Below are 12,492 nucleotides of genomic sequence, written 5' to 3'. Positions count from 1 at the left end.
TACCCCGTAGATGCTGGGCCGATTTCCCTTTTGCATGCACGAGAAATATTCCACTCCCTGTCCACATATACATGCTGTAAAAGGCTGTCCGACCACTCGGGAGGGAAGAAACGCATGAAGCTCCGATTATCGAAACCGCCCGTCGCCGCGGGGATCTCCGTGATTCTGGTTCTGGCTCTGGCAGCGGCGCTCTTCGCCGCATGGCCCCGCAAGATTGTCCATGACAACGCCCTCACCCAGAGCGTGTCCATGATCGAACCCGCACCGCTCGACGTCAAGCCGGCCGCTCCCCCGGTGTATGAGGCGCTCAGCCGCCGTTTGGTGGAGTACCACATTTCGGTCTCGCTTGTTCCCGAGAAGAAGGAACTGCATGGCGCCGAGAGCGTAACCTGGGAAAACCCCGGCTCGAAGCCCGTGCAGGAGCTGTACCTTCATCTCTACCCGAATGCGTTCGAATCGGACAACTCTACCTTCAATCGGGAGTCAGGGGGCAAGCTCCGAGAGGACAAGCGGACGGGGAACAGTGTAGGCGGCATGAAGCTGACGACCATTCAGACGGAAAAGGGAGACGACCTGTCGCGGCTGACCGAATTCGTGCGACCGGATGACGGCAACCTGGAGGATCATACTCTGCTCAAGGTAAGGCTGCTGGAGCCCGTCGCCCCAGGCGGAAAGGTCACGCTCCGAATGGAGTTCCGTGTTCAGCTTCCCGAGGTCTTTGCCCGAATGGGGTACTCCGGAGACTTCTACATGGCGGGGCAGTGGTTCCCCAAGGTTGCGGTCTATGAGCCGGCGGGAACGCGCGGCCGCACAGAAGAAGGGTGGAACCTGCATCAATACCACGGCAATTCGGAATTCTACGCGGATTTTGGCATCTACGATGTGAAGATCCGGGTCCCTTCCGGCTACACCGTGGCGGCAACCGGCTTTCCCACCAAGCCGGCAACAGAGGACAAGACCTCCAAGACCTACCGCTTCTATGCCGATGATGTGCATGACTTCGCTTGGGCGGCCTCCCCTCGCTTTGTCTACCAGGAGGAGAAGTTCTCCGCTCCGGGCGTTCCCGGGGTCAAGATCAAGCTGTACCTCGATCCTTTGCACAAGCCGTTAAAGAACCGCTATTTTCAAGCTGCCAAAAAAGCCCTCACCCGCTACAGCGAATGGTATGGGGAATACCCGTACTCCACCCTCTCCATCGTCGTTCCTCCCGCAGGCGGGAACGGAGCGGGCGGGATGGAGTATCCCACGCTTATCACCGCATGGGGAGCCTCTTCGGAGACCCCCGATCTCAGCCTGGAGCGCGTCATTGTCCACGAAATCGGTCATCAATGGTGGTACGGCATGGTGGCTTCCAACGAGTTTGAGGAGGCTTGGCTGGACGAAGCCTTTACTTCCTATGCAGAGGACAAGGTGATGGAGCGGGAGTATGGGGAACTGCCGAATCATCCAGTGGAAGCCGCTTATATCACCGGTCCGGAGCCGCTGCAGCAGCTCTCCTGGAAATATGGCTCGCACGATCACTACGCCGACAATGTGTACCTCCGCGGCAAGCTCGTGCTGAACGCCATCGAGAGGCAGACTGGCGCGGACAAGATGAACAAAGTGCTGCGGGCCTATTTTGATCGATACAAGTTCCGGCATCCCTCAACAGAAAACTTTCAGGCGGTAGTCGAACGGGTCACAGGAAGAAGCTGGGCGGATTTCTTCGACGCCTATGTCTACGGGAATCTCATGTCCGACTTTTCGGTAGACAGCATCCGGGTCCAGAAGGCTGAAGGCTCCACGAAGGAGATGCCCGCTTACGAAAGCCAGATTCTCATCCGCAAGTTGGGCGGCCCCTGGCCAACCGTTCCGGTTCGCATCCACTTCGCAGACGGCTCGACCAAGGATATCGCCTGGAGCACAGAGGCCAGCGAGATTCAATACAAGCTCGTTCACTCTGCCCCTGTCGACTGGGTCCAGATCGACCCCGAGCGAACGCTCGTCCTGGAATCGCGCGTCATTAACAACCACTTGAAGGCGCAAGTGGATGACAAGCAGCAGCTCCGGTTCAGTCTCAGCCTGCAAAAAATAATCGAGGCCCTCATGATCGGGGTCGCGTGGTGAGGTGACGGTCATGTTCCGCTTACTCAAAGACGGCTGGGCGAGCGCCTGGAGGCAGCCCTTCGCCCTCTTCCTCCTGTTTCTGTACCGATTCGCCTGGGCTTTCGTACTCTTCAAGCTGGTTAAGGCTCATGTCGTCCCGATTCTTGCCCGTTATCCCGGAGCCCACGGACCCGAAGGCGGCTCCCAGCTCTTCCTCATGGAGGCACAGTTCCGGCTCGCCAAATCCGACCTCGCGGGAGAGGTCCTGTGGGGACTCCTGCTGCTGCTCGGCCTTCGTATGCTGATAACCCCCTTCCTGAATGCCGGAGTCTTCTACTCGCTCGTGCACACTCATCTGAACACCGGCTATCGCTTCATGAAGGGCGTGAGGATGCTCAGTCTCTCGTTCTTCGTTTATTACCTGCTCCAGATGACCCTCACCCTGGTTCCGCTCTTCTGGCTCTTCCCTGCCATCCATTCCGTAAACGACCTGTATCGCGTGGCCGCACAGCCCAACACGCTCCTCCTCTATGCTGCCGCCTATGCCGCCTACGGATACCTGCTGCACCTCTTGTTTCTCCACCTGCAGTTTGGTCGAGCGAGCGAGCAGCCCTTTCTCTCGACCCTGATCCGGGCGGTCACCTCAAGCCTGTCCATCCTCGGATTGGCCGCGCTGCTTCTCCTGCTGACCGGCCTTCTCTCCGCGGGGGTCGTGACCGCCGCGCTCTGGGATGCCGGGCTGTGGACATTCCTGCTCTACCAGGCCTTCAGCTTCGTTCGCACCTTCCTTTCCCTCTGGGGAATCACCGCTCAGCATGAGCTGTTCATGAGGAAGAGCGAGCACGTCTGACCGCAAATGCTCAATAGGCCGGACCCGACAAAAGCGAAGCTTTCGTCCTTTTTGGACAAAGCTTCGCTTTTTTGACGGTTCTGGGCGGGTGCCCCTATTTTTCGAGTGTCCACACATTTTTTTATAGAAAATTAATATAGTAGGGAGGAAACAGACGATTTAAGGCGAATACAGTTTTTCGAACGATTGAATCCGCTCGCTATCCAGCACGGGTTGGATCCGAACAAGCCGAATTTCCGCAAGGAAAACGGGGGAACCGTCTTGGGTGAATTGATCTTGCAAGAGAAGGATCATAGGGAACCTTCAACCGAACCCTTAGCTAACCTCGTAGGCACTGGAAGGGGATTTTGTCTTGAAGAAGGCTGTTTTGGCATTGCTTGGTTTCGTGCTCACGCTCGGAATCATGTCCGGTCACGCGTTCGCCGATGACTCCAGCAAGCTGGAGACCAAGGTGGGTAAGCTGATCGGCATCGATTACAGCTACGGCGGCACGACCACCAAGGGCTTCGACTGTTCCGGCTTTACCCAGTACGTCTTCGATGCCTTTGACATCTCTCTCGATCGCAGTTCGAGAGATCAGGCGAAGCAAGGAAAGGCCGTGGACAAGGACGATCTTCGCGCAGGCGATCTGGTGTTCTTCGACACCGGCGGCAACGGCATCTCGCATGTCGGGATTTACCTTGGAGCAGGAGTTTTCGTTCATGCGTCGACCAACAACGGCGTGATCAAGAACAAGTTGAGCGAATCCTACTATGCCAAGCGGTATGTCACCGCTCGCCGAATCCTGACGAACGAGCAGTACAACGATATCGCCAAGTAAGCCCGTACGATCCAGTCCAGCTTCGAAAAGCCCCCGAACCACTCGGATTCCCCGTGGTTCGGGGGCTTTTCGCTTGCTATATTAGGAATTTCGTCCCGCAGAAGCCATCCCCTGCCGACGGATCAGGAAGCCGCTCCCGCGAGCTCCCCTTTCTCCGCTTGCGCAAATTGCAATTCGTACAGGTGGGCATAGAGACCGCCTCGTGCCAAAAGCTCCGCATGTGTGCCTGTCTCGACAATCTTTCCCCGATCCAGCACGACAATGCGCGTCGCTCCCCGAACGGTTGATAAGCGGTGAGCGATCACCAGGGTGCTTCGTCCTTGCATGAGCGTGTCGAGCGCCTCCTGAACCCTTCCCTCCGACTCGTTATCCAGCGCGCTTGTCGCCTCGTCGAGAATGAGCAGCGGCGCCTGGCGCAGGAAGGCACGTGCAATCGCAAGCCGTTGCCGCTGACCCCCGGAGAGGTTCGCCCCGCTCTCAGTGAGCACGGTGTCATAGCCGTCCGGCAGGCGCTCGATGAATTCATGAGCTCCGGCAAGCTTGGCTGCCTGCTCGATGGCGTCGCGACTCGCTCCCTCTGAGCCAAAGGCGATGTTGTCCTGGATGGTCCCCGAGAAGAGGTACGGCGATTGCGGAACATACGTGAGGTGAGAGCGGGCTTCTTCCCGATGGGTCAAGAGCGGCACGCCCGCTACTTCCACATCGCCTTGATCCGGTTCATAGAGGCCGCATGCGAGGCGGGCGAGCGTCGTCTTGCCCGAGCCGCTCGGCCCCACGACAGCGACGGTCTCCCCCGGTTGAACCGCGAGGCTGAGTCCGCTGAAGAGCGGCTCGCTCGATTGGCCGGGGTGCTGAAGGTGAACGTCCTTCAGCGCGAGCACCGGAGCGTCGGCTGCCTCCGTAGGAGCCGCCGGGCGGGAAGACTCCGTTCCGGGCTCCGAGGGCAGGTCCAGTACGGCGAAGACGCGATCGGCCGCGCCGAGCGACTCCTGGACCGCTCCCCAGGTCCGGGACATGTTGACGAACGGCCACTGCACCCGGCCCATGAGAAGGATGAACGCCACCATGCCGCCGGCAGTGGCTTCTCCTTGAATGGTGTAGTAGGCCATGAGACCGCCGCAGCCGATCAGGACCACTCCGTTGATGAAGGAGGAGACCTGCCACAGCAATCCGTTCAGGATCGCCCGGCGCTGCAGCATCGCATTGAGCTGCTTGCGCTCCTCGGCGTAGCGAGCGACCAGCACCTCCTCCATCCCAAAGACGCGAACCACTTGAACCCCTTGCAGGATCTCTTGAAGGATGGCGCGGACGCTGGCTTCCTTGGCCAGGATGCTCTCCGACAAGCCGCGCAGGCGGCGGTCGAAGAAGCGGCCGCTCAAGAACACAAGGGGACCGGCGCCGAGCGCCACGAAAGCGAGCACCACATTCAGGCGGACCAGGTACCCGAAGGCGACCAGGCAGAGCACCAGGTTATAGCCGAGATCGAAGATGGCGCTCTCCACCAGCTTCATGGACAGCTCCGTGTCCTTGCTGTTTCGGCTGACGAGGTCGCCGGAATGCATCTCCTCGGCGGTACGGAACGGAAGCCGTCCCGTCTTCGCGAACAGATCCTCGGCGACTCCTCGCGTCATCCGCCGAATGGACAGCCGCTTCAGGTAATACTGCGCCATGAAGCTGAGCAGGACGACGAGGGCAGCGGCGGAGCAGATACCGGTCAATCGCATGAGCGTAGCCAGGTTTGATTGGTTGATGGTGTCGATGAACTGCTCCTGAATGGCTGCGATCCCGATGTCGAGCAGCAGGTTGGCCGAGAGCAGGAGTATGGCTCCCAGAAGCAGGATGCGATCACGCCCGGAAGCGTAACGAACCAGCCGTCCGGCGACCTTCAAAAAGGAAGGTTTTCCGTTCATGAGGCATACTCCTCCTTCGTCAGTTCAAATTCAGTGGCCGTTCGCCCGCGTTCGTACATCGCGCGATAACGACCGTTCAGCGAAAGCAGCTCTTCATGGGTGCCCGACTCCCACACCCGGCCTTGCTCCATGTAGTAGATGCAATCGGCATCGCGGATGGTGGAGAGCCGATGAGCGATCGTCACCGTCGTACGTCCCTTCATCAATCGGGAGAGCGCCGCCTGCACGCTCTCCTCGCTCTCGCTGTCGAGGGCGGAGGTAGGTTCATCCAGCAGGAGCAGCTTGGGATCGCGGATGAAGGCGCGGGCAATCGAGAGCCGCTGGCGCTCGCCGCCGGATAGTGTAAGCCCGCGTTCCCCGATGCGGGTTTCGTACTGCTCCGGGGCACGCATGATGAAGTCGTGAATGGCGGCTTGCTTGGCCGCTTCCACTACTTCCTCGCGAGTGGCGCCAGGCCGTCCCCAGGCGATGTTCTCATAGAGCGTTCCGGAGAAGAGGTAAGGCTCCTGCGGCACATAGGCGAGCCCCTCCCTCCATTCCCGAACCGGGATGGACGCCACCTCCTCGGTGCCAAGCCGGATGGTGCCGGCCTCCGGCTCATACATCCGAATAAGCAGCTTCATGAGGGTGCTCTTGCCGCCGCCGCTCGGCCCGGCGAACGCGGTCATCTTTCCTTGCGGGATGACGAGGGACATCTGATCCAGCACAAGCCGATCTGGAGCATACCGGTACGAGACCTCCTCGATGACCAGATCCCCGTTCCGATCCTGTCGGCCCGATTGCGGGGGCTCCGCCCCGCCGGCATCTTCGTCCTCCAGGTCCATCACCTCGAACATCCGGTTCGTTTGCGCGAGGGCCCCTTGCAGCTCCGTCCACAGGCTGGAGAGCTTGCTCATCGGATTGGACAGCTGTTCAAAGGAAATGAGGAAGGCCGCCACTGCCCCCACGTCCAACCTGCCCTGAACCACCAGGTACCCACCAAATCCAAGCACGTAGAGCAATCCGCCCAGGATAACCAGAATCGGAAGATGATAACCGACTGCCTCCAGCCGAAGGATGGGAATATGCACCTTCATGAAGGCGTCATACTTCTCGCGAAAGGTCTCTCTCATTCGGGCAAAAAGCCCGAAGCTCTTCACTAGCTCTGCTCCCTGCACCGTATCCTGCACGAACGATTGCTGCTCGGCGGACGCCTTGGCCTGCTGCTCATACAACCCGCGCAGCCGGCGAGAGAATGGCAGCATCACAAGCGGAGTGATAACGGCGATCACAACCGCCCCGAGCGTGAGGCTCCAGTCCATCGAGACCAGGTAAACGAGGACGAACATAATCTGCATCGCATTGACGAGAAGGTCCACGGCCTTCACGTTCAGCCCCTTCTGCGCTTCCGCAGCGGAGTCATTGATGCGGCTGATCAAATCCGCCGAGTGATGGCCTTCGAGGTCCTTCGTGCGAAGGCGAAGTACCTTGCGAAGGACGGATTCCTGCAGCCGGGCCGTAGAGGAGTATTCGAGCTTAGCGGCCAAATACGTTCGAAAAAAATTCCCGCCTACTTCAAGCACAATGGAAACCAGCCCTAGAATGAGCGCTCCCTTCAGCGCATCCACATCGCCAGCTGTAGCCGAGTTGAGAATGCGGCGAAAGGCCTCCGCCATCACGACCGAAGAGAGTGAAACCATCACCGCGAACAAGCACAACACCAGGTATGCTCCCCAGTACCTTTTGCCGAGACCCAGCAGCCTCTTTAACGTGACCGTGACCGGCGGCTTGGCAGCCGCTTCGGCTTCTTTGACAGCCATCCCTCTTCCCCCCAACCCGTATCCGTCCCCTTCTCCCGGGTGACGATCCCCCTAGGGCGTGTTAGGAACACGCTCCTATCCGACTAAACCTTTCTCTATCTATTCCTTCAAAAGCATCTGGCCCGCTAATTGCAGCAGCTCCTTCATTTTCTCCTGATCGACGTGGTAATAGAGTCGGTGGTCATCCCGCTTCAGCTGCAGGAGATCGAGGAAAAAGAAGAAGTTGGCGTGATAGTTCACCGCTGCCGGCGTGATGCCGAGCGCTTCCGCCAGCTCCGTTCCGTAATGCGGACGCTTCAGCAGCAGTTGAAGCATCGCCAGCCTTCGCTTGTCGGACATCGCCTTGAAAAACCGTTCCAGCTTCTCCAGCGACGCTTCAGGCCCAAATACCTTCTCGTTGAAGATGCCGAATAGATACAGGGCGAATCCGTCAAAGCTCATGTTGTGGTTGCCCATCTGCAGACAGAAGCTGACGTGCAGTACGATACGGGATTCCAGCGCGAACAGATCCGGGGTTGCTTTGTTGTAGAAGCGAATGAAAGCAGAGGGATCCTCCTCGAACTGGCTGCGGTAATGCGAGACGGCCGATTCCGTAATCGCAGAAATTCGTTGTCTCCATGGCGCGAATACGGCCAGATGAACCTGCTCCATCATCAGCAAGAATCGCTGCCGCGCCTCCTCCGGGTGGGACAAGCATTCGAGGAGCGGCTGGTGAGCGCCGGCCATAACGGGCATGGGCGAAACCTTCTTCACCTGCTGCAGGAGAAACGGTAAATCCTGCTTCTTCGTCTCCCAAGATTCGCCTTCCATCAGTTCATCGAGCCGGTCGTAATAGACTCCGAGCACGGTGCTGCCGATCAAGCTCTCCAGCGGCTCTTTCTTCAACGCCTCCAGGAATGCCTCCACGTTATCGAGCTCAGGATGCAGGGTCAGGAACTGATAGGCGCTGATGTCGAACGACTTGTGAAAGAAATCGTGACCCAGGAAAAACTTCAATTCTCTCATCGTATGGGCGGACAGGTTCTCTCTCGCATAGGTCAGGAATTCATCCATGAGCGGGTCAAATTCCACCTTGTAATCCTCCGCCAGCTTTCGCATAGCATCCTCACAAGCGATCATGCCCATCGAAATCAGGAACTCTAGCGGCTCCCAGTAGCGAAAGGTCAGCCTTTCCCGAAGCATCGCATCCAAATCCATCACAACCTCCGTTGTCAGTGGTTATTTAAACATAGGAAGATATCGTTTAACTTTTAATATCTGATTAATGTTAAAGATACCCATACCCCTTTGTTTTGTCAACCACCTTTTTCGGATACTGTCTTCCGTGGAACTCTCTGTTTCCCAGGTTGAACCGGAATCAGTCTGCTCCTCTCCGTACAAATAGGGAAAGAGCTCGCCCTCGTAAACGCGTTGAAAGGCTCTTCCGTTCGCGAGATCCCCGGGGGTAACCCGGCAGGGCGGCTTGTCTCCTACCCGGATTCCGCTCTCCGACAGCAAGGTCGCCACAAATTCGGAGCAAAAGAAGGCATCCTCCCGCTCCAGCTCCACCACCTTCAACATGACAGCAAATACCCCGAGCAGGTTATAGCGGTAACGGCTCGCATCCCCCTCCATTTGAGCGATGCGTTCCTTCATTTTCAGATAGGATGTTTCATTCACCCGACAGGCAAATACGCTGCAGTCGGCATTTCGAAAAAACTCTCCGCGCAGGTTCTCGCGAACAAAGCCGGCCACAAACGGGTTATTGGGCCTCCGCCTTCCAAAGCTGTAAACCTCCGTCAGCTCTTCATCAAAGGCAAGGGATGCATGATTGTAGCTGTCCTTGGTATACAACCGGATCATGCGAGTAAACCAGGTCCCTGTATCCGTCAGCAAGATGTAAACCGTTCGTTCGTTTGCCCCGCTCATTGTCCAACCTCCGCCCGTTCTATTCCTGTATCCACTATAAAGAACTATCCGCCGGCGATGAACCATCCGCAGTCCGGTTTCCAACTTAGACCAAAGTCGGGGGACCTGCCTCAGGCAGACGGCAATCAAAAAAGAGGCCCCCCCCTTGGCGGGACGGCCTCTTTTTCTCATGATGACAAGCTTGCTTCGCGGTCAGACCGGTGTGCTTACAGGTTCTGATAGTCGATCTCCAGGAAGGCCTCGACCTCTGTCTCCCAGCGTTCCTGAACAAACGCCACATGGGAGGGATGTTCGTTGTAGCTTTGGTAAGCCGCCTCATCGGCGAACTCCATCGAAAACCCGAATGCATAATCGTTCTTGGGGCTGACTTGGCGAAGCACGCAAAAATTCTCGACAGATGGGATTGCGGACAGGAGGGTCTTCCCGTCTTCAAGAAACTGCTGCTCGGCTTGCGCCCCGGCCTCGTGCTTCAAGCGGAAGATGACGGAGTGAATGATGCGTTCGTTGGTAGCCACTTAAGTACCCCTTTCGGCTGCGCGCGGATCGGCAGCCTCCCTATAGTCATTGCACCAAACCGGAACGGTTTTGCGCTCGACTCCATTATATCCGTTTTGACCGCGTTCCGGTATGCTTGGTACAATGGGGCGAAGAAGAGAGAAATGGAGAGAATGCCGCTTATGTACAAGCTCATAGCCATCGACATCGACGATACGTTGATCAACGACGACAAGGAAGTAACCCCTGCCACTCAGAAAGCGCTGGAGCAAGCAGTGGAAAAAGGTGTCATCGTGACCCTTGCCACCGGCCGCGCCTATGCTTCCGCCCAGAAGATCGCCCGCCAGACCGGCCTGAACGTGCCGATCATCACCTACCAAGGCGCCCTGATCAAAAACCTGATGGACGAAGAGGTGCTGTTCGAGCGCTTCGTTCCCAAGGAAGCCGCCCACAAGCTGCTCGACTTTTGCCTGGAGCGAAACCTTCACCTGCAGACCTACGTGGACGACAAGCTGTCCGCTCGCGAGGACAATGAGAAGCTGCGCGGCTACTGCGAGCTGAACCGCACGCCCTACTCTATCGAGCCGGACTTCCGGGCCATGATGGACAAGCCGACGCCGAAGCTGCTGATCATTGACGACCCTGCTTATCTGGACGAGATCGCTCCCGAGCTGAAGGAGCTGCTGGGACCCGACGTGCATATCACCAAGTCGAAGCCTCATTTTCTTGAAATCATGCACCGGGAAGGCACCAAGGGCCATGCGCTCGGCTTCCTCGCCCGCCATTTCGGCTGCGAGCTGTCCGAGACGATCGGCGTAGGCGACTCTTGGAACGACCGGGAGATGCTTCTGGAGGCGGGACTCGGCGTAGCCATGGGCAATGCCACTCCTCAGTTGAAGGAAATTGCCGACTACGTGACCGCCAGCAACAACGAAGACGGTGTCAAGCAAGTGATCGACCGCTTTATCCTGAACCCTATCTCAGAAGCGAAGGAGTAAGTGCCATGAGTGTCTATGCGTACACCGCCAACACCATTCGCGGACAGGAAGTCACGCTCGACAAGTATGCGGGCAAGGTGATGCTCATCGTAAACACCGCCAGCAAATGCGGATTCACCCCGCAATACGCCGATCTTCAAAAGCTCTACGAGAAGTACGCCGAGCGCGAATTTGTCATCCTCGGGTTTCCCTGCAACCAGTTTGGGGATCAGGAGCCGGGGACGAACGAGGACGTGCACACCTTTTGCCAGCTGAACTACGGCGTTACGTTCCCGCTGTTCGAGAAGATCGACGTGAACGGATCGGAGCGCCATCCGCTGTTTGCCTACCTGACGGACAGCAAGCCGTTTCAGGGCTTTGACCTCGCCGCTTCATCAGGCCGCATGCTGAACGCTTATTTCGAGGAACATTTCCCGGAGCGGCTTGAGGGCAATGACATCAAATGGAACTTCACGAAGTTTCTGATCAACCGGGAAGGACAAGTCGTGGAACGGTTTGAATCGCCGGTCGATCCGCTCGATCTCGAAGCCGCCATTGAACCGCTTCTGTAAGCCATGCAGCCCTTTACGCAAAGGGTCCTGGAGATCCTGAAAGCCATTCCTCCCGGCTCGGTGATGACCTACGGCCAAGTGGCGGCCTGGGCAGGCAGTCCGAGAGGTGCTCGCCAGGTCGTGCGCATTCTCCATTCCATGAGCGAGTCGCACGACCTCCCTTGGCATCGCGTGGTGAACGCGGAAGGCCGCATTTCGCTCCTGGACCCGGACGGAGCCTATACCCAGCGGATGCTGCTCGGGCGGGACGGCGTCGACGTTACACCCGACGGGTGCATCGACCTCGACCGCTACCGCTATTCCCCCTCCGCGAGCAAGGGAGGCACGGACGTCTGATGGCCTTTGGAATCTCACGCCGGGAGCTGTCGGAGTGGAAGGCGGCGATCGACCGCGGCGAGCTCGCCTTCCTCACCCACTATTGGCTCGATCCGCGCTTTCCCGGCTGCAAGACCGTAACGAAGGTCGGCTGTGCCGATCTTGCGCGGCTCGCCGCCTGGTGCGAGCACCACGACCTGCCGCCGCGCTATATCCACAAACGATTGCCCTACCCCCACTTCGATCTGCTCGGTCCCCGGCAAGGCGAGATTCTGCTCGCCGAAGGCCAGGAGGAGCAGGTGAGGCGCTTCGGGCTTGTCTAATTGCAAAGAAGCCTTCCGCCCCGTTCATGGGCGGAAGGCTTCTTTTTCACAAGGCCAGCCATCTGATTCAGGCCGCCTGCCCTTGCTTTACATAAAGGCAGGGGTTTGCTGTCCCATCTGCGAGCCTTGCATTTGGGCGAATTGGAACGCTTGCTGCCCCGATTGCTGATATTGCTGAATTTGCTTGCTTACCTCTTGGGCAAGAGCCGGGGACGACGTGTTGTACATGTTCTGCTGCTTCATGAAATCAAACAGCCTGCCTTGCAGAGTGAGCGTATCATTCAGGAGTCGGGTAAACTCTTGGCGAACGACCTGACAGTTGCTCTCCGTCGCAGCGGTCGCATATTCACGGGTCGTACGCTTCAGGTCACAGATGATGGTGTTGAGCCAATCCTTTTCTTCAAGGCTTCCTTTGGTTTGTTGAGCCATGGGAGTGGG

General features: G+C 58.0%; 13 protein-coding genes and 1 riboswitch. Of the genes, 7 read left to right on the top strand and 6 right to left on the bottom strand.

Annotation, left to right across the window (positions count from 1 at the left end):
- Nucleotides 1-114: 114 nt before the first annotated feature.
- The 3 genes from AAFN83_RS11630 (at nt 115) to AAFN83_RS11620 (ending at nt 3,755) form a co-directional block, all read left to right on the top strand.
- Nucleotides 115-2,106, top strand: coding sequence for a M1 family metallopeptidase (locus AAFN83_RS11630; RefSeq protein WP_347769434.1), 1,992 nt, complete (start codon nt 115-117; stop codon nt 2,104-2,106).
- Nucleotides 2,107-2,116: 10 nt separating this feature from the next.
- Nucleotides 2,117-2,935 (top strand): hypothetical protein, encoded by an 819-nt coding sequence (locus AAFN83_RS11625; protein ID WP_347769432.1) that lies wholly within the window; start codon nt 2,117-2,119, stop codon nt 2,933-2,935.
- 216 nt (nt 2,936-3,151) lie between these two features.
- A riboswitch (cyclic di-AMP (ydaO/yuaA leader) is annotated at nt 3,152-3,284 on the top strand.
- Between the two features lie 3 nt (nt 3,285-3,287).
- Nucleotides 3,288-3,755, top strand: coding sequence for a C40 family peptidase (locus AAFN83_RS11620; protein ID WP_347769430.1), 468 nt, complete (start codon nt 3,288-3,290; stop codon nt 3,753-3,755).
- A 122-nt stretch (nt 3,756-3,877) separates the two neighbouring features.
- On the opposite strand, the gene AAFN83_RS11615 is transcribed toward AAFN83_RS11620, so the two are convergent.
- The 5 genes from AAFN83_RS11615 to AAFN83_RS11595 form a co-directional block, all read right to left on the bottom strand.
- Entirely contained in the window at nt 3,878-5,665 is a 1,788-nt protein-coding gene (locus tag AAFN83_RS11615) for an ABC transporter ATP-binding protein (RefSeq protein WP_347769428.1), read from the bottom strand.
- Nucleotides 5,662-7,464, bottom strand: coding sequence for an ABC transporter ATP-binding protein (locus AAFN83_RS11610; protein WP_347769426.1), 1,803 nt, complete (start codon nt 7,462-7,464; stop codon nt 5,662-5,664). Before AAFN83_RS11610 ends, AAFN83_RS11615 begins: the two co-directional genes overlap by 4 nt.
- Before the next feature lie 99 nt (nt 7,465-7,563).
- Nucleotides 7,564-8,661 (bottom strand): ArsR/SmtB family transcription factor, encoded by a 1,098-nt coding sequence (locus AAFN83_RS11605; protein WP_347769424.1) that lies wholly within the window; start codon nt 8,659-8,661, stop codon nt 7,564-7,566.
- 21 nt (nt 8,662-8,682) lie between these two features.
- Complete coding sequence (locus AAFN83_RS11600) at nt 8,683-9,372, bottom strand: hypothetical protein (RefSeq protein ID WP_347769422.1); 690 nt, start codon at nt 9,370-9,372, stop codon at nt 8,683-8,685.
- A gap of 206 nt (nt 9,373-9,578) precedes the next feature.
- Nucleotides 9,579-9,887, bottom strand: a complete 309-nt coding sequence (locus AAFN83_RS11595) for a Dabb family protein (protein WP_347769420.1) — start codon at nt 9,885-9,887, stop codon at nt 9,579-9,581.
- A 162-nt stretch (nt 9,888-10,049) separates the two neighbouring features.
- On the opposite strand from AAFN83_RS11595, the gene AAFN83_RS11590 reads away from it, so the two are divergent.
- From AAFN83_RS11590 to AAFN83_RS11575, 4 genes are read left to right on the top strand one after another with little or no spacing between them, the layout of a single operon-like run.
- Nucleotides 10,050-10,865 (top strand): Cof-type HAD-IIB family hydrolase, encoded by an 816-nt coding sequence (locus AAFN83_RS11590; RefSeq protein ID WP_347769418.1) that lies wholly within the window; start codon nt 10,050-10,052, stop codon nt 10,863-10,865.
- Nucleotides 10,866-10,870: 5 nt separating this feature from the next.
- The gene (locus AAFN83_RS11585; protein ID WP_347769416.1) at nt 10,871-11,416 is read left to right on the top strand and encodes a glutathione peroxidase; all 546 of its coding nucleotides are present in this window, start codon (nt 10,871-10,873) and stop codon (nt 11,414-11,416) included.
- Nucleotides 11,417-11,419: 3 nt separating this feature from the next.
- On the top strand, nt 11,420-11,752 hold the full coding sequence (locus AAFN83_RS11580; RefSeq protein WP_347769415.1) for an MGMT family protein: 333 nt from the start codon (nt 11,420-11,422) through the stop codon (nt 11,750-11,752).
- Nucleotides 11,752-12,054, top strand: coding sequence for a hypothetical protein (locus AAFN83_RS11575; protein ID WP_347769413.1), 303 nt, complete (start codon nt 11,752-11,754; stop codon nt 12,052-12,054). The genes AAFN83_RS11580 and AAFN83_RS11575 overlap by 1 nt, the downstream gene beginning before the upstream one ends.
- Before the next feature lie 87 nt (nt 12,055-12,141).
- Here the strand turns inward: AAFN83_RS11575 and AAFN83_RS11570 are convergent, their stop codons facing one another.
- Entirely contained in the window at nt 12,142-12,483 is a 342-nt protein-coding gene (locus AAFN83_RS11570; protein ID WP_347769411.1) for a spore coat protein, read from the bottom strand.
- Nucleotides 12,484-12,492 lie beyond the last annotated feature (9 nt).

Origin of the sequence: Gorillibacterium sp. CAU 1737, from assembly GCF_039888655.1 — a bacterium.
GTDB lineage: Bacteria > Bacillota > Bacilli > Paenibacillales > NBRC-103111 > Gorillibacterium.
This window is presented reverse-complemented; position numbering and strand designations above follow the sequence as displayed.

Bases quoted from the DNA above. Each gene is read 5' to 3' on its own strand.
- AAFN83_RS11630 (WP_347769434.1), top strand. From the start codon at position 115: ATGAAGCTCCGATTATCGAAACCGCCCGTCGCCGCGGGGATCTCCGTG.
- AAFN83_RS11625 (WP_347769432.1), top strand. From the start codon at position 2,117: ATGTTCCGCTTACTCAAAGACGGCTGGGCGAGCGCCTGGAGGCAGCCC.
- AAFN83_RS11615 (WP_347769428.1), bottom strand. From the start codon at position 5,665: ATGAACGGAAAACCTTCCTTTTTGAAGGTCGCCGGACGGCTGGTTCGT.
- AAFN83_RS11610 (WP_347769426.1), bottom strand. From the start codon at position 7,464: ATGGCTGTCAAAGAAGCCGAAGCGGCTGCCAAGCCGCCGGTCACGGTC.
- AAFN83_RS11605 (WP_347769424.1), bottom strand. From the start codon at position 8,661: ATGGATTTGGATGCGATGCTTCGGGAAAGGCTGACCTTTCGCTACTGG.
- AAFN83_RS11600 (WP_347769422.1), bottom strand. From the start codon at position 9,372: ATGAGCGGGGCAAACGAACGAACGGTTTACATCTTGCTGACGGATACA.
- AAFN83_RS11590 (WP_347769418.1), top strand. From the start codon at position 10,050: ATGTACAAGCTCATAGCCATCGACATCGACGATACGTTGATCAACGAC.
- AAFN83_RS11585 (WP_347769416.1), top strand. From the start codon at position 10,871: ATGAGTGTCTATGCGTACACCGCCAACACCATTCGCGGACAGGAAGTC.
- AAFN83_RS11580 (WP_347769415.1), top strand. From the start codon at position 11,420: ATGCAGCCCTTTACGCAAAGGGTCCTGGAGATCCTGAAAGCCATTCCT.
- AAFN83_RS11575 (WP_347769413.1), top strand. From the start codon at position 11,752: ATGGCCTTTGGAATCTCACGCCGGGAGCTGTCGGAGTGGAAGGCGGCG.
- AAFN83_RS11570 (WP_347769411.1), bottom strand. From the start codon at position 12,483: ATGGCTCAACAAACCAAAGGAAGCCTTGAAGAAAAGGATTGGCTCAAC.